Source organism: Pseudomonadota bacterium, assembly GCA_026388315.1.
Lineage (GTDB): Bacteria > Desulfobacterota > Syntrophorhabdia > Syntrophorhabdales > Syntrophorhabdaceae > MWEV01.
Genome location: JAPLKA010000053.1, coordinates 39,797 through 56,997, shown reverse-complemented (window position 1 = coordinate 56,997; position 17,201 = coordinate 39,797). Strand labels below are relative to the sequence as shown.

The following is a 17,201-nucleotide window of genomic DNA, read 5'->3' as shown; positions in this document are numbered from 1 at the left end:
GTAGAAATTGGTATAATATTTCCTTAGAAAAGGAATAAATCTGTTCAATGGGGAGGGCATCATGGTAGATGAGTGGATAAAGGAAATCAAAGGGCGGTGTGACCCGGAATCATTAGGCATGATCCTTGTACACAATGGCGTTGTAAGGGCAACTTCAAAGGAGGGAAAACCGGTAAAGGGTATGAAGCTTTCCTTTGACAGGGCTGAGCTGTCAGTATGTATCGATGAGATGAAAAAAAAGGATGGGATAACAGCGGTCAAGGTGTGGATTAATGAAGGCACACTGAGCATCGGAGACGATATTATGTATGTCCTCGTTGCGGGAAGGTTCAGAACGGATGTGTTACCTGTTCTCCAGGAACTGCTTTCGAAAATCAAGAAAGAAATCGTCAGGGAAGAGGAGATGTTTTAAAAAGAGCATGGAATCTTTGTTGCGAGCATAAGCGGGCATGAGGGGGAGGCTCCGAATGAACCGTTCAAGCCGATAAAACCGTTCAAGCCGTTCAATTAGTTCGGGCTGTTTTAACCGTTTAAGCGGTTCAATCTGTTTGAACGGTCAGGCTGATCGCTATATCATTCGATTATAAAATCCCAGACCGTATCGTTGATCCAGAGGCAATAATAACCCCTGCTTAGCAAGCCTTTCTGCTTAACAGAATATAAATCTGTGCCCTGTTTTTTTACAGTAATATCAATGTCCTTTCCAAAAATATATCTCTGTTTACCAAGAGGGGACGGCTGAAAAAAAAGAAGGGAGTTAAAGGTAAGGACGTTCGTTTCATATTGTCCATAAATGATAAAATATCCTATGTCTTTCAAGACAAAACGCGCAGGGTTGTTACTCTCAATATAAAATACCCCCCTTTCATCAAAAACCATGTTGGGCATCAACCTGACCAATGATTTCTGCGTCTTTATGTAAACGCCATATTCCTTTGGCTGGACTTTATCGTCTTTTGCATAGAGGGGCATGCTGAACAATGCTATTAATAAAATAAATATCAGGATGGTTCCCTTTTTCGTTTTTGTTTTCATCTTTCTCCTATATAACTGCTTCACCCTTTTAACTTTTTTGCGATTCGCAATGTCCCGCCTTCGGCAGGACTAAGGCTTGCCCTATCTTATTTTCTACCCCTTTTTCTTCTTATAATCCTCTAACGCTGCCTTCAGGGCATCTTCTGCCAGGACCGAGCAATGCTCTTTTGCCGGGGGCAGGCCACCCAGTGCCTCGGCAACAGCCTGGTTGGACAACTTCAGGGCCTCGTCAATGGTTTTGCCTTTTATAAGCTCTGTTGTCATACTGCTCGAGGCGATGGCTGCTCCGCACCCAAAGGTTTTAAACTTCACATCCACTATCCTATCGTTTTCAATTTTCAGGAACAATTTCATTACATCACCACAGGCCGGATTGCCAACTTCACCAACACCGTCGGCGTCTTCTATCTCTCCCATATTTCTCGGGTTCATAAAATGGTCCATTACTTTATCACTGTAAGGTCCTGGCATTATATTACCTCCTTTGTCTTTAGGGTCCTGCTTTATTTATCATGTTCTTTTTGCTGCTGTTTAAACGAGGCGTACAAGGGTGACATGTCTCTCAGCCTCTTCACAATCCCTGGAATTACAGAAAGCAGGTGCTCTACTTCATCCATGGTATTGTCTTTCCCCAGGCTGAACGTGATGGAACCATGACAGATTTCCGGTGGAACCCCCACTGCCGTGAGTACATGCGATGCCTTCAGCCCTGTTTCGTCAACCGCCATCATGTTTGATGCACATGCGCTCCCGCTCGCCGAAGCAATACTGTTTAAGTTAAGCCATAACAGCAAAGATTCTCCCTCTACAAACTCAATCCAGAAGCTTACATGTCCCGGCAATCTCTGTGTGGGGTGTCCGGTAAAATGGAGATAATCTATTGAGGATGCAAGCCCGTCCCATAACCTTCTCCCGAGCATCGTCAATTTCTGTACCCTCTCGTCCATCTCTTCCATTGCAAGACGGGCAGCTTCGCCAAATCCCACAATGCCGGGAATATTTTCAGTACCTGCACGGTAACCCATTTCCTGAAAACCGCCCTGAATAATTGAGGCAAGTCCCACACCCTTCCTCAGATAAAGGGCTGCAATCCCCTTGGGTCCATAAAATTGATGGGGGGATATGGTCATTGTGTCAATGCCAAGGTCATTTACGCTGACCGGAATCCTCCCGGATGTTCCAGCGCCATCGGAATGAAAAATGACGCCGCGCTCTTTCAAAAATGAAGCGATCTCTCTGACAGGTTCAATAGTTCCTATCTCAAGGTTCGCATGCATCACCGAAACAAGGACCGTCCCATCGGTAACCTTTTTCTTCAGGTCCTCCATGTCGATGACACCGTAATTGTCAACCCTTATAAAATCGATCTCAAATCCGAGATTTCTCATGAAATCTGCCTGGTTCATAATCGAAAAATGCTCAATATCTGAAAAGAGGATTCTCTTTCCCTTGTCTCTGTTTGCCAGTGCCAACCCCTTTATGGCCAGATTATTCGCTTCTGTAGCGGATGCAGTAAAGATAATCTCGTCCTGTTCGGCTCCCACAAGACGCGCTATCTTTTCACGGGCTTCACCAACTGCTTTATGGGGTATTCCGCCTTCTTCGATGAGGACTGACGAGGGATTCCCGAATTGCTCGGCAAAATAAGGGAGCATGGCATCGAGCACCCTGTTGTCAACCGGTGTTGTTGCTGAATGGTCAAAGTATATTCTTTTCATAAATTAAATATAACACACGATTGGAAACTTTTCCATGATGGAATAATACAATCCCCCACGTACAGTCTATAATAGCAAAGCTGTATTATGTTCCTGAGGAATATTTCACTGTTTATTAAAAGAAATAAAAAAACGAACCGGGATGTAAAATGAACTGCTCAACCTTCAAATACATACCCCGACGGCATCTTGTGGCCTTTTGCGTCTTCAAGGGTAAGCCAGGCGAGTTTTTCACCCCAGATGGGTACAAGCTTTCCTCGAAGCCATTCAAAGGGAAGATCGGCCTGGGGTTCGTATTTTTCAATGTACTCGATATAGGGATTGCCTGCAAGGTCTTGTGGGGCAAGGGGCGCGTCATGAATGCCATCGAATTCGACGACAGGGACACCGCTTTTCACACACAGATCCCTGTCAAATGCAGGTGTTACGCTTACCCATCTTCCTTCAAGGAGGAGTTGGGTATACCCGTGACTTGGAAACACATCGAGACCTGTCTGGGCAATCAATTCCCGTGGCGCCTTGTGGTTTTTTATCCTGGCGAAGACAAGTCTTGAAGGGATGCCGGCTGCCCGTGCGAGGGCGGCAAGGAGGACGGTCTTCTGGACACAGTAACCCCTTCCCCGCGCCAGGACCGTGCTGGCCACAAAATCCTCGAACCTGGTTGAAATCATATAGACACTGTAATGGAGCCGGTCCCTCACAAAATAGAAGAGTGCGCGAGCTTTTTCCGGATCACTTGCCAGTGTAGATGTCAGCTCACCGGCAATATGACTGATCATCCCGTGGCCTGAATCGATTGCCGCGGTAGGCCTTAGATATTCGTCAGGCTCTACGGGTTCACCGTTCATTGTCACACCTCTGATGTATTAAAATCGTCCATTTTGTATGACCCTAAACCCCTTATTTGATGTTACCCTCCGCAGCAACTACCCGGACTCCCGCAGGAATTAGGCGCACCACAGCAGCCTCCCGCCGGACCGCCTGACATAAAGCTGCTGCCCGAGCTTGTCGTATTGTGGGCTGATAACAGTTTTTCAAGATTTTCACTATTGCACGATTTACAGTGCAATTCATCATCCTTTCCGAACACTATGAATTCGCTTACCCCGCCGCAATCTTTACATTTATATTCATATATTGGCATGTTGTCCTCCTGCTTATTCAAGCCGTTTATGTCTTTTTACTCTTCATTCTCAATTCTCAATTCTTAGTGCCCGCATCCGCCCTGATGCCCTTTGCATGTTTGGTGCATAGTGAGTTCGGGGAGCTTATTCTCTGTTAACAAGTCGAGATTGCCTTTTACTGTGCTGGCAACAGACCTGAAGACCTTTATCCCGTCTGCATTGAGTTTCATTAAAGCCCCTGCCCCTATACCGCCGACAACGACTGCGTCTACAGCCTGTCCTCCGATCGCCTTAAGCGGGCTGCATGCACCATGGGCATGACCCATATCGCTGTTGTTTATGCTTACTGCCTTTTGAAACTCCGTATCGACAACAATAAATGATGGCGCAGAACCGAAATGGTTGAATACGGTGCTGTCGATACCTTCGTCATTTTGTACTGCAAAACATACTTTCATTGATTAACCTCCGCTGTTTTTATTGGTTGTTTCTATTACCGGGGCTTGCGTCGCCCCCTCTTCGAGCAAAGCTCGAAGAAACTTCCCCTCTCGCTTGCCGTGCAAGCTATTTCACTGCTCCTATTTGGAGCGCCTTTCCATTCATGATGGCGTCGGCAACTTTACGTCTTGCACCATCTAAAATGCGCCCGAATGTCGCCCTGGAGATATTCATCTGTTCCGCTGCCTTCTCGTGATAGAATCCTTCGTAATCGGCAAGACGTATTGTCTCTAATTCATCCAGGCTTAAGAAGACCTCTTCAAGCTGAACAAGTGGGATGCCCTTTGGTTTAAAATAAGAACTATTGGGCGAACAGTTAATACATCTGCACTTCTTTGGTCTCGAGATGGGTATATTATAAGCATATGCTCATAAAATGTCAAGTGTTCCTTACTAATTTCTGGACTCCCTGAGGCTTTTATATAATAAAAATTGCAGCTTGTGAACAAAAGAGAATTGTTATTATGGATGAGTGGGTGAGAGAAATTAAAGAAAATGCCCACCCCGAATCGTTATACCAATTCACCTTCATTCATATAACTTTGTTGCCTTCGTCGTCATCTCCTCGACTTACTAAAATGTACGCCTCCGTCGCCTCCTCCTTGTCGCCCGGGTACCCTCCGGGTGCTATCTTTGAATCCAAATTGGTATTAGAGGTATGCTCCTTATACATAACGGTATTGTGAGGGGTACATCAAAGGACGAAAAAACCGTCCTTACTTTAATGTTCATGCTGCTATAACATACTTTGTCCCCGCAGTATTCAATATAAACTGCTTTGGCATTTCCTTAGCAAACAATGCAATAGCTTCGAATCCTGTACAATGCGTGGGGACGATATACTCTGGAGCGGCAGTCTTGATATCTGCAACAGTCTTCTGAATTATCTCGGGCTTGGCCCCGGTCAGATGGAACCCTCCCATTACGGCATATACCTTATCAATTCCGGTAATCTTTTGGGCGTGTTTCACTGCATTGACAATCCCTGTATGAGCGCAGCCGGAAAGCACAACCAATCCCTTCCCTTTTGCATTTAATACCACAGCCTGTTCTCCCATAAAGTTGTCCTGCTCTGCTTTATCCCCTCTTTTTATCAACAGGAACGGGGAGCCTTTTTCATAATCTGTGGTCCTTTCAATTTTCCCTGTCAAATAGGCTCCGGGGACAATCTGAGCGGGATTTTTGTTCTCAATGACCTTAATGCCCAAGCCCTCTATGTTCTCTTTTTTTAGTTGCCCAAGACTGACAAGGCCGGCAGGTGTTTTTATAAATCGTTCGACAAAGGTTTCCTCTCCGACATGCAGAGGGATCCCCTTACGGATATTTTCTCTTTGGGATATGAGGAGTGCAACCAGAGCCCCCCAATGGTCAAAATGGCCATGGCTTAGCCCGAGGGCTTCCAATGTCTTGAAATCAATATTCAAAAGCTCCATGTTTCTACTGATACTCTGGGAATCTATCCCATAATCGAACAGGAACGAGTGGGTACGGCCATTCATTTCCGTTTCGACGTGATAAGCCAGGCCATGTTCAGCGTGAAGATTTATGTTTTCAATCGGAGCGCCAGGTTTTATGTTATATCTTTTGGCGATTTTATAATCTGGCCTGAGTGCGTCGTAATAATTATCGGTTATAATCGTGACCGTGATCTTTTCAGCTTCTGGAATTTTTATAGACCCATGGGCTGCTGTGCTTTGCCCTTTCAAAAGGTCCCCTGAAATCAATACAGTACCCGCGATAGCAGATGATTTCAAAAACTCTCTTCTATTCATCTCTTTTAACAAAAAAACACCCCCTCTTAAAGTATTTCATAAATTCTTTTAGGTAGTCTAAGGCAAAATCACGTAAAATTCTGAAAGACAGAGAACCTTCTTTGCACCTGTAAGCCTTACAGGTGATCCCCGGATAGTCAGCAGGGTACCGCGTCTTCAAGGGACACATCTATGTGGTGGGCATGCCACCAGTGAGAATTTATCCAATCCCTATCCGTTGTAGGCATACCCTTCTGCATGCCAGCTAACAAAACTTCCGTGGGGAAATCATGGCCCTTGAGTTGAGTTGCGCATTCATCAGTGTCAAACACCGCTTCACATGCTTTGTCTGCAGCCGTAAGAGCCGCAATAAGGCCGAACTCCTTGATAGTTGGTTCCGGTTTTTCTGATACGATTTTATTCCCGTCTATCTCAAAGGACTTGCCTTCCTTCTCAAATATTGCAGTGCAGACTGGTACGGTTTTATTCACATTGCAAAAAATCGTTATCAGCTTGTCCAGCAAATACCATGATAATTCCCATGCGGGTGTGTCCCTGTCGGTTTCCCCCGGTGCCATGATCACAGCGTTGCTCCCGCTCTTGTCGATCATTTCAAATCCTTCGAGATGGCGCGTAACCCAGTGATCAGGTGCACTAAGAAAGAATTCAGTAAATTCTTTATCGGGACTCTGCAATACATCAAGATTCCCTACAAGAAAGAGTGTGTCGTTGATTGTAAGGCTTGCCTCAAAAGTAGGCGTACCAGTATCATTGAAGAAATCACTATCCCTGACAATCTGTTCGGAGAAAGAGAATTTTTCAAGCAGTCCGGTGTCACAAACGTCAGGAAAATACTTTATTTGAAAATGACCTGAAAAACAGTTCTTCAAAGTGTAGCCGTTCTCTTCTGCTGTAAATCTTTGTGGACTTCCTGCTTCAACTAATTCGAGCAGGTACGCCCCCGGCCTGTCCTCAAACCAGAGGTACCAACCGGGGTCTCCTGCCAATTTTTCGCTTATCCCTTTAATCTTGAAGAAGCTTCTTGCCGAATCGCTGGGGATAATAATTCTGAAGATGCTATCGAATATAGCATGGATTTCGGTGACAGGATCGATGCGAAGAAGCACTTCTGGTGTTTTGTCTGTTGCATCAGACTTACAGTCCGGGGGGTTTTGTCTTAATTGGTGGGCAATAATACGTTTGATGGCCTCTACCTTGCCCAGTTTCTGGTAGTCGATACCTAACCGCTTTGCTTCATCCTCAAAGAGCTCCCATGGATAGGTCGATGCAATGGGAAGGTTTTCGAATCCCTCCATGGCTAATGTAATCCCATCCTTCTCACCGCATTCTTTTTTAAACCCTGCCACGGTCTTCATTGCATCTTTCAGTAATGTGCTAAAAAAATCTCTGCGCGAGACGACTCCCTGCTTATCCATCCACGGCCTCTCTTGATGTAACTTTACCCAGCCCTCTTTTTGACTGGAAATCCATCGAAAAATACGGCATGTGAAATCACCAGTATCAAGAACATTACTGTCCAGGCAAGGGATGTGTCACCCTCCTGTCCAAGACCGGGTACGATGTTGAGAAGCGAAGGTCCGATGACACAATACAGCTTGGCTATCACAAGACCACCTATTACGGCTATGAGAGTTCTTACGGCAGCCCTCACGGGCAGGGTTAACTTTGTCGGCCAGTTATCAAAGTAGTAGTAGAGGATCGCCGCCGCCGTCTGCATAAACATGGCCATTTCTGCCACATGGTTCCAGCGCCATGCCGGCTGCTCTGTAGTCATGCCGCCCTCGATGGCTTCAGTTCCAAAATACCAGCTCATAATGGAGTTTGCCACCAGCATGAGTATAATGCCAGTTACCGTAACGGAGATTGTCGTTACTATGCCACGCACCCAGGTTGTTTTTATAAGGGAAAATGGTCTGCCCTCCCACAGCATTCTCGTCCAGTACAGAAGAACGAGAGAGGGTACTATCCAGCCGAAGTGAAAAAGGCTGCTCTGCGTCATTGACCAGTTTGTCCACCACGGAGGGGCGGCCATGAAGGTCTGGGCAGGATAAAACATGTAGGCGATATGGGGGAAAAAGAGAAACACAAAGGCAATCACTGCCAACAGGAGACAAATCACCCAGACAGAAAAGGCTTGTGTTAGCTTTCCACAACTGTTCCAGGGGGCATAGCCGAAACCGGTCAGCCAGAGGATGGTGAAAAAAATGATACACGTATTCATCATAATCTGTGCGTAGCATCCGGTCTCGAAGGCCGTCTGAGAGTACTGACCTAAACCCCCGCTTGCAACAAGCTGGGGGCCGCTGAAAAAGATTGCCCCAAAACGGCCGATTACATTGTAGTATATGCCAAACATTACGATTATGCCGATGGCGACGTAGAAGACGAAGAGCGAAAAACCCTTGGCAATCACATTCCCCTTCTCAATGAAGCTACGGCTGAAGGGCCAGAAGTCAAAGGCATCCAGGCCCCAATGTATTACCATGAGGATCGTGATGACAAGAGAAAGCCCTACATTTGGGGTATAGAGACTGACGGGTCCCCCGGGAGAAAAGAGGAAATACCAGACGATCTCTGATATTACAAGGATGAGCGCAAGGTTTATGATCCCTGCCCACGGTTGCGGTATAACACTTTTGTTCTGTCGGTTACTGAGCATACTTGTTTCCGGTTCAGATGACATATAATATCTCCTTTCCTGTGGATGTGCTGTATCCGTTTGCTACCCACATATTTTTATTATGAGAATACGATCACATCACCGTTCCTTAGATAAACGTTTTCTTTCGCACCTGGTCCTGTTGTTGGCGTTCTTTTATACTCTTTGTATTTCTGAGTCCCGAGAACAATTGGAAGGCCTTCAGTCCGCGCTTTCTGAGCCCACACCCAGCCTGTGCAGTGGTTGCACCCTAATTTCGCCAGGTTCAGCTTCTTCACGCCTTTGATGATATCATCAAATTTCGGATCCCAGTTCTCAAAGGCAGCGATATGGAGACCGCCGTAACAACCATATGGTTTTGCGCCTTCGATATTTCGTTGAGCCCATGTCATAAGGTTGATAACACCTGCATGGCAGCAACCCGTTACCGTCACAATTCCCTTGTCCTTTATATTGAAGTAGAAGTTCTGCTCACCCCGTACCCTATTCATGATAGGCAGGTCAAACATCTTCACTGCTACACCGGGATAGAGTTTCAACAGCCTGTCAGGACCGAGCACTTCAAGAGGACCTGTGTGGGGAATGTCATTATCCACCTTCGCAATATCATTCTTGTACTTTCCTGCCAGAAGCGCTTTCCCTTCCGGATAGAATGTGCTGGGGATCACGAGAGGAACCTTCTGCCACCTTTTCAGCGTTGATTTAATCCCCCAGTAGTGGTCGTGATGTTCGTGCGTGATAACCATGATATCAATTTTTTTGTTTTCAAGCAGTTTATCAACACCCGATTTTTGGAATACGTAATCACACCAGTCCTGTCTCCAGTTTGTATCCATGAGGATCGTGTGTTTTGAGCCGTCGAGCTGCTCTACCTCTAATAGGGCAGAATAGCCACCCAGGTTATCCTGGGTCCAGGGATGGGCGTAGCTCGATACCATAGCACCTCCGGTGTCCTTGATGTCCTGCAACATACGGGCGGAATCAAACCAGGCTGTTTCAGAAACGCAGGTTACCTTGACGGATTTGCATTGACCGATGTCTTCTTTTTTTTGTGCAGCATACCCTTTTTTGATAAGCGGTCCTATGCTTGTGCTGGCAACAGTGATGGCTGCTCCAGCAGCCACCATGTCTTTCAAAAAATCTCTTCTATTCATGACTTCTTCCTCCTTTTTTCATTCAATATGTGCGTTTTTCATTACTTACCTGTTCTAAGGTTCCTTGCTTCAGAGATCATAAGTTGTTTGGCCATTTATGAGACCGTTCCCGTTCATTTGTTTTTAGTTGAACAAAACTTCGTATTTGTAAACAGTGAAGTTCTTCTTTCCTGCCTTGTCAAGCAAGACTGCTCCTGTCACTTTTACATTCTGCTCCACCAGCTTCAACAATTCATCGCCAACAGGAGTATGAACCACAAATAATTCGTCACCTTCGATAGTCAAAATTGAAACAGCGGTGGCAGCTCCTTTGTCATCCCACGCCGATCCATAGACAGACCCTTTGACCGTGATTTCATTCTCCGAATAACCGGCTGCCACACCTTCCAACATGAACAATGTGAGCACACAAAATGCAAGAACCAAAAATCTCTTTGATCGTTTCATAAATCCTCCTTTCAATGATGTAGTAGTTACAAAAGCCCGTCACTTATCCACCGCCATTCGACTTTCCCGCCCATCGATCCTATCGTACACCCTTCTCCCTATTTCTACACTCAGCGCAAGTCCCATAAAACTGAATAACGTGGTTTGTGATTTTGAAATCGTATCTTTTGTATAGCCCTTCTTCTACTCTTTTTAGGAGCTCCAGTTCTTCAGGACTAAAATCTTTATAGTCGATGACTTGGCTGCACCCTGTACATATAAGGTGATGATGATGCCTTTTGCCTCCCGGTCCTTCTGCTAACTCATAACGCGCTTTCCGATCCTTAAAATCGAATTTGTGAACCAGACCCACATTAACCAGAATTTCTAACGTCCTGTATACCGATGCCAGTCCTATAGAAGGGTAAATTGGGTGCGCTTTCAGGTAAATGTCTTCAGCGCTAAGATGCCCTTCTGTGTTTGTCAGCACATCCAGGATAGTCTTACGTCCTGTTGTTGTTCTGTAACCGCTATCTTTTAATTTATTGTTCACTACTATCGTGACCACCTGAGTGTAAAGCACTATGCAACATATCAAACACTATATTGATAATGATTACCATTTTCATTATTATACTAAACAAAGGCTTTGTCAAGAAATTTTAGATTATACTTTAGGATGTATTTATATAGATTTTTTAAATCTGCTTAAATATCCGCTGTTATGATGTCAGTGATATCTTTTTCCCGCAGGACACTTCTTTTCCATTGTGCGATGTGGGGAACGATATAAGGCAAAAGTCTCATCGAGTAATAAGGCGGGAGGAGCGGGAGGCCTGCCAGGTCTCCAAAGACCACGAGCATAAAAAGATTATTTAAATCATTTTTCTCTTTCTTGAACCCCATATGCATCTCGTGGACAGTCATACCGTAAAAGACCTCTTTGAGCGCTTTCCAGTAGCTGCTCAATCGGTCAAAAAGCGACGAGGTTACATTAGATTTCATCGTTTCTCCTGCGGGGCAGGGATTTGCCTCCACTCCGACTCTTCCTTGTGAACCCTGATGGTCATCTGTGCTGCATGGTCTGTTTTACCTTTTAAAAATGTGACTGTCAGCGGGATAAGTTTGGCAAAAAACCGTGTCTCTGATTCAGGGTAAACCTTGTAGATTACTTTCCGGTCCTGAGTAAAAACGATCCTGTTTGCTTCGCGCGTAAGGGTAAGACGGACCTTCTCTGTTGCGCCTGATGCCGTCTGGTCGCTTTTTGATGTAAGTTCATAATTGCCTGTATAGGTGTCGAGCAGTTTCTGGTCAATCTTAATCTCCTTTGGCCACTTCGGTATTTCATATGGTAGTCCCAGGAGACATTTCATGATGGAGCCGGCTATATCATCAACAACACTGCTGGTTGCTGCCGACGTGTTGGAAAGGACAACGAGGGAGACGTTCTTTGCCTTATTGATGGCAATGAAACTCGAAAAACCGCCTGTGCCGCCATTATGCCAGAGAATATCAAATTCTCCTTTATGCATGATGATCCAGCCGAGCCCCATATCGTTGTCAGGTAAACCAGATTTACGATATGGTCTGGCAGCCATTGCCATTGACTGGGAGAGGATTCCGTTGTCTTTGAGATGGGCGGAGGCGAATTTCAGCATATCTGCTGCCGTTGAGCGGAGTCCGCCGGCAGGCGCTATAACGTCGAAATCCCAGTGAGCTGTCTTCTCAAGGTCCGCATTGTAGCCTTGGGCAAAGCGCGATAATTGCTCTTCGTTGAGACGGAAACGGGTATCTTTGAGCTTCAAGGGGCCGCAAATCTCCGACAGGACCATCCGTTTATATGTGGTGTTCGATTTGACCCCGAGCGCATAGCCGAGAAGCCCTACGCCAAGGTTGCTGTATTCCCATACTGTTCCAGGTTCCCGTGGAAGTTTGCAACCGGCTAAAAATTCGCGCATTTTATACCCTGTGTAGTTCTTGTAAGGATTGGCAATGTATTCAAGGTTCATGTTTGCCGGTAGCCTGGGAAGTCCGGAATAATGGGTGGAAAGATCGAGTAACGTTATTTCTCTGTCGCCGAATCTCGGTATACGGAAGTAAGCCGGTAATAATTTCCGGACAGGATCATCGAGGGCCACCTTATGTTCCAGAACCTTTTTCGCAAGCATGATGCCGGTGAATACTTTGGTGACAGAGCCGATCTCAAAAATAGTATTTTCGTCAGGCATCTTACCGCCCCTGAGGTTTGTGCTGCCATATCCAATGAAGAATGTGCTGTTTCCCTCAGCTACACCCACTACGATACCTGCGGTACGTTCCGATTCAAAGGCAGGACGGACAATCTCATCTATTTTCGGTTTCCATTTGAGCAGGGACTCCTGATTCCCGGGATCTGCATATGATGCGGAATGAAGAGGGGCGCTCATTGCCCGGGCGCCTCCGAAGAAAAGCACAAGAGACAATAAAATTCCATAGATGAAAGGATAATGTATTTTGAAGGCCATGTATATCTCCTGTAAATGATAACAGCCTCTGTGTTCTGTTGTTGCAATCTTTAAGGGAGTATATGAAAAGCCCCTCCCTATGTCAACTTTTCTTGACACTTTTTTTACTGATTGCTATAGAATAGTTATAATTATAACGAATCCATAAAAGGAGGTGCTCTATGGAAGATAAACAGGAACCGGGAGGCTGGAACCCCTATCTGGCCGGTGCTTTGACAGGACTGCTCCTCGTGTTCTCTGTATGGTTTACCGGCAAGTATGTGGGGACATCAACTACCTTTGTCCGTTCTGCGGGATATATTGAAAAGGTGTTCAATGCGGAACGGGTTGCCGGGATGGAGTATTTCAAGAAGGAGCTTCCAAAAATCGACTGGCAGTTTCTCTTTGTCATAGGCATTTTTATCGGTTCCGCCATTGCATCGACCACTTCCAAAAGCTTCCGGTGGCAGGCTGTACCGACGATGTGGGAGAGCCGTTTCGGACCTGATAAAGGAAAAAGGGCTATTGTGGCATTTGCAGGCGGCGCCATTGCCATGTTCGGTGCGCGCCTTGCAGACGGGTGACCGAGCGGTCATGGACTGAGCGGTTCGCTCCAGTTAGCGGTAAGCGGGTATATTTCATTAATATGTTTCTTTATCGGTGGTGTTATTGTTGCCAGCATCCTTTACAGAGGAGGTGACAAAGCATGAGTGAGCTTATCTATGGATTGATAACAGGCATGGTCTTCGGGTTTCTTATGCAGAAAGGGCGTGTTATCCGCTATGACAAACAGATCGGAGCCCTTCGCCTCATTGATATGACCATCGTGAAATTCATGTTTACAACGATACTTGTGGCAATGGTGGGGGTCTACCTTTTAAAAGACCTTGGCGTAGCAAAACTCTCCATAAAACCAACAGTTCTCGGCGGGAACATTCTCGGCGGGCTTATATTCGGTATCGGCTGGGGATTGCTCGGTTACTGCCCTGGAACCCAAATGGGCGCCCTTGGTGAAGGGAGATGGGATGCCGTATGGGGTATCATCGGTATGCTTGCCGGCGCTGCCATATTTGCCGAAATGTATCCGGCGTTTAAGAATACTGTATTGAAATGGGGAGATTTCGGAAAGATCACCATCCCTCAGATATTAGGAATAAATCACTGGATTGTTATTGTCATCTTTGTTGTCGGCGGTGTTTTCATGTTCAGGTGGTTTGAAAAAACCGGCAGATGAGAAGTTAAACACTGGAGATATTGGCAGGAAACACATGAAAAACCTTTTTTATTCAGCCGCAGACAAGATCGGACAAAAGCCGGACAGTATTTTATATCGGCTGCCGACTTGGCACCCGATATACCCCATGCCCTTCGGGCAGAGTGAAAATGTAATATTCGCCCGTGAGGGCTGAAAGTTTTGGCCCGCCATTGTCGGCGGGGCAAAAAAACAGAATCTCTTGTCCGCTCCTGTTCGTCTTTGTCGAGCGAAGCGGGCGGCAAAATATAGATTTTGACAAAACGCCAATATAGGCTGAGAGGTATTTATGAATAACAGAGAAAAACTGGTGGTGATAGGCGGGGTTGCGGCTGGGATGAGCGCGGCGAGCAGTTACAAACGGATGAAGCCGGATGCCGAGGCCCTTGTGCTGGAGAAGGACTACTTTATATCGTACGGCGCCTGCAGCCTTCCTTATTACATATCTGACGATGTGAAAGATTTTAATCAGCTTATTTCACTCACACCGAAGGTTGCAGAAGAAGAGCGTGATATACGGGTTATGCTTCGCCATGAAGCAGTTGCGGTCGATTTCAATAAAAAAGATGTCCGCGTAAAGGATCTTGAAAAGGGTATTGAAACGTCTATCTCCTACGACAAACTGGTCATTGCAACAGGCGGCCTGCCTGTTGTGCCGCCCCTTCCCGGCATTGATTTACAGCATGTCTTTACGATCAGGACGCTTGTTGATGGCATAGAGATCAAGAAGTTTATCGATGACTGGGGTTCCTTCCAGGTCTGCGTGGGTTCGCCGGAATGCCTTTATATCAACCGTTTCGGGGCTGAAAGGCGCGCCATGAAGGCAGTTATTGTGGGTGGTGGATACATAGGGATGGAGATGTGTGAGTCATTGAGAAAAAGGGGCGTTGAAGTCACTGTTATCGAGAAGATGGACCGTGTCCTGGGTACAATGGATACGAGCATTACCGCAATTGTGGAAGAAAAGATAAATGCTGAGGGGGTGAAGCTTTACAGAGAAACATCCGTTGAAGGTTTTAAAGGACAAAGCGGACAAGTGACAAAGGTCATTACCGATAAAGGCGAATTTGAAGCAGATTTTGTGTTGCTGTCCATCGGGGCACGCCCGAACACCAAACTTGCAAAAGAAGCGGGGGTTGAACTCGGAGCGAACGGGGCCATAAAGGTTGACGAATACCTCCGCACGAACATACCGGATGTTTATGCAGCCGGCGATTGTGCCGAGGCCTTACATAACGTGACAGGGAAAAAGGTGTACATCCCCCTTGGCACTACAGCGAATAAGCAGGGAAGGATCGCCGGAGAGAATGCAGCAGGCGCGAACCATGCCTTTGAAGGAGTAGTGGGGACAGCAGTAACAAAGATTTTTGACCTCGAAGTAGCCCGCACAGGCCTTACGTCCGTGGAAGCGGAGCGCGAGGGATATAATTTCCTGGTTTCTACAGTGAAAGGAAGGTCGAGAAGCAGCGCTTACCCGTCAGGCAAACCCATCACCGTTACCTATGTGGTGGAAAAGGGGACGGGGAAACTGTTGGGGGCGCAGATGGCCGGTGAAGAGGGGGTTGCTCACAGGATTGATACCCTCGCTGCCTGTTTGTACGGGAAGATGACCATCGAGGATGTGTCACGGCTTGACCTTGGTTATGCCCCGCCTTTTGCAACGGTATGGGACCCCATTCTTGTGGCTGCTAACGTGGCTTTGAAGAAGCTGGGATTGGGAACGTAGAAAAAGGGTTCGAAGGGTCGAGGATTCAAGGGTTCGCAATGTGAGGAACTTTCTTCCCGATGTCACTGCTAGGCGAAGCCGTGGCAGGCCTCCTTTGAAAAACCTTTTTTATTTAGCCACAGACGGACGCAGACAAAAGCTGGACAGTATTTTATATCGGCTGCCGACTTGGCACCCGATATACTCCATGCCCTTCGGGCAGAGTGAAAATGTAATATTCGCCCGTGAGGGCTGAATATTTGATAGGCGGCAATGTCGCCGGCTATCAAAAGGACTGTTCATCGGTATTCGTCCGCTCTTTTTCGCATTTGTCGAGCGTAAGCGGGCGGCAAAATAAAGGTTTTGATAAAACCGGAATTTAAAAAGGGGAGGAAATAATATGGCGACGAAGAAAACGAGTGCAAATCCTGAGTTTTTGTACATTCCCATCGGGAATATCGTGGTGCTGGAACAGGTACGATCGAATATTAATATCGAAGCCGACTCGTTCAAGTCACTCATGCAATCAATCAAAGACAAAGGCATCTTAGAGCCTCTCCTTGTAACAAAAGGAGACGGTGACTCATATACCCTCATCTGTGGAGAGAGACGTCTGGAAGCAGCCCGGCAACTCGAACTTGAATTAGTACCGGTACGGATCATGGAAGCAGGTAAGGAATCAGGTGAAACTATAGCACTTCAACTGACAGAGAACCTTCAGCGGGAGGACCTGAATCCCATGGATCAAGCCAAAGGGATACTCTCTTTTATTCAGGCAAGACACCCGGATAAGGGGTACGATGTGGACAGCCTTATGAGTGACCTGGTAAGCTACAAGCGGAGGTCCGAGGATCTGTCTGATAAAATTGCCCCAACATTTGGGGCAATTGTCGAAATCACCGGAAAGTCAATAAATACGCTGTTTAACGGGCTATCACTTTTAAAACTTTCTACTGAAATTCAAGCCAAAATCCGGGCAGGAAACCTGCCTGTCTCTCAGGGTTATCTCTTCGCAGCTAACCTCGATTGTCCGGATCGTGATAAGATTTTTGAGGCCGTCATGAAGACGCCGGTAACCTACATCACACTGGAGAAGATGCTTACGGCATGGAAGAAACTCAAACCAAACCCAGGCGTCATAAAGCTCCCATCCATAACGAAGCAGGTTGCCGTCTTACGATCCGTAGAGTCACACATTGAGATGGGCGCCAAAAAATACACAAAAACTGACCTTCAGGCGCTTCTTGATGAGCTGCGAGTCTTCTGTGCTTTAGTGGAACTGCGGATACCGATTGCCCCGGAACCTCCGCCGGAAAAGAAAAAGCCAGTTAAGAAGCCAATGGTGTGAAAAGTGAAAAGGCTGTGATTCGTCAAA

21 protein-coding genes are annotated in these 17,201 nt (G+C 46.4%); 6 read left to right on the top strand and 15 right to left on the bottom strand.

What is annotated here, in order from left to right; all coding sequences use genetic code 11:
* Window positions 1–61 precede the first annotated feature (61 nt).
* Window positions 62–412 carry a molybdenum cofactor biosynthesis protein MoaE gene (locus NTX75_07175; protein ID MCX5816014.1) on the top strand — a complete coding sequence of 117 codons (351 nt, stop codon included), beginning with the start codon at window positions 62–64 and terminating at the stop codon, window positions 410–412.
* Window positions 413–573: 161 nt separating this feature from the next.
* Here NTX75_07175 and NTX75_07170 read toward each other — a convergent pair whose 3' ends face one another.
* From NTX75_07170 to NTX75_07100, 15 genes are all read right to left on the bottom strand, one after another.
* Window positions 574–1,035: a hypothetical protein gene (locus tag NTX75_07170; GenBank protein ID MCX5816013.1), complete on the bottom strand. Its 462-nt coding sequence runs from the start codon at window positions 1,033–1,035 to the stop codon at window positions 574–576.
* 93 nt (window positions 1,036–1,128) lie between these two features.
* Window positions 1,129–1,506: a Fe-S cluster assembly scaffold protein NifU gene (nifU, locus tag NTX75_07165; protein ID MCX5816012.1), complete on the bottom strand. Its 378-nt coding sequence runs from the start codon at window positions 1,504–1,506 to the stop codon at window positions 1,129–1,131.
* 32 nt (window positions 1,507–1,538) lie between these two features.
* A complete protein-coding gene (locus NTX75_07160; protein MCX5816011.1) occupies window positions 1,539–2,753 on the bottom strand; it encodes a cysteine desulfurase family protein in 1,215 nt (404 codons plus the stop codon).
* A gap of 158 nt (window positions 2,754–2,911) precedes the next feature.
* The gene (locus tag NTX75_07155; GenBank protein ID MCX5816010.1) at window positions 2,912–3,601 is read right to left on the bottom strand and encodes a transglutaminase-like domain-containing protein; all 690 of its coding nucleotides are present in this window, start codon (window positions 3,599–3,601) and stop codon (window positions 2,912–2,914) included.
* 62 nt (window positions 3,602–3,663) lie between these two features.
* Entirely contained in the window at window positions 3,664–3,897 is a 234-nt protein-coding gene (locus tag NTX75_07150; protein MCX5816009.1) for a zinc ribbon domain-containing protein, read from the bottom strand.
* Between the two features lie 63 nt (window positions 3,898–3,960).
* Window positions 3,961–4,335 carry a NifB/NifX family molybdenum-iron cluster-binding protein gene (locus NTX75_07145; protein MCX5816008.1) on the bottom strand — a complete coding sequence of 125 codons (375 nt, stop codon included), beginning with the start codon at window positions 4,333–4,335 and terminating at the stop codon, window positions 3,961–3,963.
* Window positions 4,336–4,441: 106 nt separating this feature from the next.
* Window positions 4,442–4,723 (bottom strand): DUF134 domain-containing protein, encoded by a 282-nt coding sequence (locus tag NTX75_07140; protein ID MCX5816007.1) that lies wholly within the window; start codon window positions 4,721–4,723, stop codon window positions 4,442–4,444.
* A 380-nt stretch (window positions 4,724–5,103) separates the two neighbouring features.
* On the bottom strand, window positions 5,104–6,159 hold the full coding sequence (locus NTX75_07135; protein ID MCX5816006.1) for an MBL fold metallo-hydrolase: 1,056 nt from the start codon (window positions 6,157–6,159) through the stop codon (window positions 5,104–5,106).
* 125 nt (window positions 6,160–6,284) lie between these two features.
* The gene (locus tag NTX75_07130; protein MCX5816005.1) at window positions 6,285–7,562 is read right to left on the bottom strand and encodes a hypothetical protein; all 1,278 of its coding nucleotides are present in this window, start codon (window positions 7,560–7,562) and stop codon (window positions 6,285–6,287) included.
* A gap of 23 nt (window positions 7,563–7,585) precedes the next feature.
* Window positions 7,586–8,830 (bottom strand): hypothetical protein, encoded by a 1,245-nt coding sequence (locus NTX75_07125; GenBank protein MCX5816004.1) that lies wholly within the window; start codon window positions 8,828–8,830, stop codon window positions 7,586–7,588.
* A 56-nt stretch (window positions 8,831–8,886) separates the two neighbouring features.
* On the bottom strand, window positions 8,887–9,960 hold the full coding sequence (locus NTX75_07120; protein MCX5816003.1) for an MBL fold metallo-hydrolase: 1,074 nt from the start codon (window positions 9,958–9,960) through the stop codon (window positions 8,887–8,889).
* Window positions 9,961–10,083: 123 nt separating this feature from the next.
* The gene (locus tag NTX75_07115; protein ID MCX5816002.1) at window positions 10,084–10,407 is read right to left on the bottom strand and encodes a hypothetical protein; all 324 of its coding nucleotides are present in this window, start codon (window positions 10,405–10,407) and stop codon (window positions 10,084–10,086) included.
* Window positions 10,408–10,486: 79 nt separating this feature from the next.
* Window positions 10,487–10,939 (bottom strand): Fur family transcriptional regulator, encoded by a 453-nt coding sequence (locus NTX75_07110; protein MCX5816001.1) that lies wholly within the window; start codon window positions 10,937–10,939, stop codon window positions 10,487–10,489.
* Between the two features lie 155 nt (window positions 10,940–11,094).
* The gene (locus tag NTX75_07105) at window positions 11,095–11,391 is read right to left on the bottom strand and encodes a hypothetical protein (GenBank protein MCX5816000.1); all 297 of its coding nucleotides are present in this window, start codon (window positions 11,389–11,391) and stop codon (window positions 11,095–11,097) included.
* Complete coding sequence (locus NTX75_07100) at window positions 11,388–12,890, bottom strand: serine hydrolase (protein MCX5815999.1); 1,503 nt, start codon at window positions 12,888–12,890, stop codon at window positions 11,388–11,390. Before NTX75_07100 ends, NTX75_07105 begins: the two co-directional genes overlap by 4 nt.
* A gap of 161 nt (window positions 12,891–13,051) precedes the next feature.
* Here NTX75_07100 and NTX75_07095 point away from each other — a divergent pair, with 161 nt between their 5' ends.
* The 5 genes from NTX75_07095 (at window position 13,052) to NTX75_07075 (ending at window position 17,174) form a co-directional block, all read left to right on the top strand.
* Entirely contained in the window at window positions 13,052–13,579 is a 528-nt protein-coding gene (locus NTX75_07095) for a YeeE/YedE thiosulfate transporter family protein (GenBank protein MCX5815998.1), read from the top strand.
* Entirely contained in the window at window positions 13,576–14,103 is a 528-nt protein-coding gene (locus NTX75_07090; GenBank protein MCX5815997.1) for a YeeE/YedE thiosulfate transporter family protein, read from the top strand. The genes NTX75_07095 and NTX75_07090 overlap by 4 nt, the downstream gene beginning before the upstream one ends.
* On the top strand, window positions 14,084–14,278 hold the full coding sequence (locus NTX75_07085; protein MCX5815996.1) for a hypothetical protein: 195 nt from the start codon (window positions 14,084–14,086) through the stop codon (window positions 14,276–14,278). Before NTX75_07090 ends, NTX75_07085 begins: the two co-directional genes overlap by 20 nt.
* Window positions 14,279–14,410: 132 nt before the next feature.
* Window positions 14,411–15,847 (top strand): FAD-dependent oxidoreductase, encoded by a 1,437-nt coding sequence (locus tag NTX75_07080; GenBank protein MCX5815995.1) that lies wholly within the window; start codon window positions 14,411–14,413, stop codon window positions 15,845–15,847.
* A 379-nt stretch (window positions 15,848–16,226) separates the two neighbouring features.
* The gene (locus NTX75_07075; protein MCX5815994.1) at window positions 16,227–17,174 is read left to right on the top strand and encodes a ParB/RepB/Spo0J family partition protein; all 948 of its coding nucleotides are present in this window, start codon (window positions 16,227–16,229) and stop codon (window positions 17,172–17,174) included.
* Window positions 17,175–17,201: the final 27 nt, after the last annotated feature.

Excerpts from the sequence above, each read along its gene's own strand:
- NTX75_07160 (MCX5816011.1), bottom strand. The coding sequence starts at position 2,753 with ATGAAAAGAATATACTTTGACCATTCAGCAACAACACCGGTTGACAAC.
- NTX75_07175 (MCX5816014.1), top strand. The coding sequence starts at position 62 with ATGGTAGATGAGTGGATAAAGGAAATCAAAGGGCGGTGTGACCCGGAA.
- nifU (MCX5816012.1), bottom strand. The coding sequence starts at position 1,506 with ATGCCAGGACCTTACAGTGATAAAGTAATGGACCATTTTATGAACCCG.
- NTX75_07075 (MCX5815994.1), top strand. The coding sequence starts at position 16,227 with ATGGCGACGAAGAAAACGAGTGCAAATCCTGAGTTTTTGTACATTCCC.
- NTX75_07170 (MCX5816013.1), bottom strand. The coding sequence starts at position 1,035 with ATGAAAACAAAAACGAAAAAGGGAACCATCCTGATATTTATTTTATTA.
- NTX75_07125 (MCX5816004.1), bottom strand. The coding sequence starts at position 8,830 with ATGTCATCTGAACCGGAAACAAGTATGCTCAGTAACCGACAGAACAAA.
- NTX75_07115 (MCX5816002.1), bottom strand. The coding sequence starts at position 10,407 with ATGAAACGATCAAAGAGATTTTTGGTTCTTGCATTTTGTGTGCTCACA.
- NTX75_07100 (MCX5815999.1), bottom strand. The coding sequence starts at position 12,890 with ATGGCCTTCAAAATACATTATCCTTTCATCTATGGAATTTTATTGTCT.
- NTX75_07105 (MCX5816000.1), bottom strand. The coding sequence starts at position 11,391 with ATGAAATCTAATGTAACCTCGTCGCTTTTTGACCGATTGAGCAGCTAC.
- NTX75_07080 (MCX5815995.1), top strand. The coding sequence starts at position 14,411 with ATGAATAACAGAGAAAAACTGGTGGTGATAGGCGGGGTTGCGGCTGGG.
- NTX75_07090 (MCX5815997.1), top strand. The coding sequence starts at position 13,576 with ATGAGTGAGCTTATCTATGGATTGATAACAGGCATGGTCTTCGGGTTT.
- NTX75_07150 (MCX5816009.1), bottom strand. The coding sequence starts at position 3,897 with ATGCCAATATATGAATATAAATGTAAAGATTGCGGCGGGGTAAGCGAA.
- NTX75_07120 (MCX5816003.1), bottom strand. The coding sequence starts at position 9,960 with ATGAATAGAAGAGATTTTTTGAAAGACATGGTGGCTGCTGGAGCAGCC.
- NTX75_07130 (MCX5816005.1), bottom strand. The coding sequence starts at position 7,562 with ATGGATAAGCAGGGAGTCGTCTCGCGCAGAGATTTTTTTAGCACATTA.
- NTX75_07145 (MCX5816008.1), bottom strand. The coding sequence starts at position 4,335 with ATGAAAGTATGTTTTGCAGTACAAAATGACGAAGGTATCGACAGCACC.
- NTX75_07155 (MCX5816010.1), bottom strand. The coding sequence starts at position 3,601 with ATGAACGGTGAACCCGTAGAGCCTGACGAATATCTAAGGCCTACCGCG.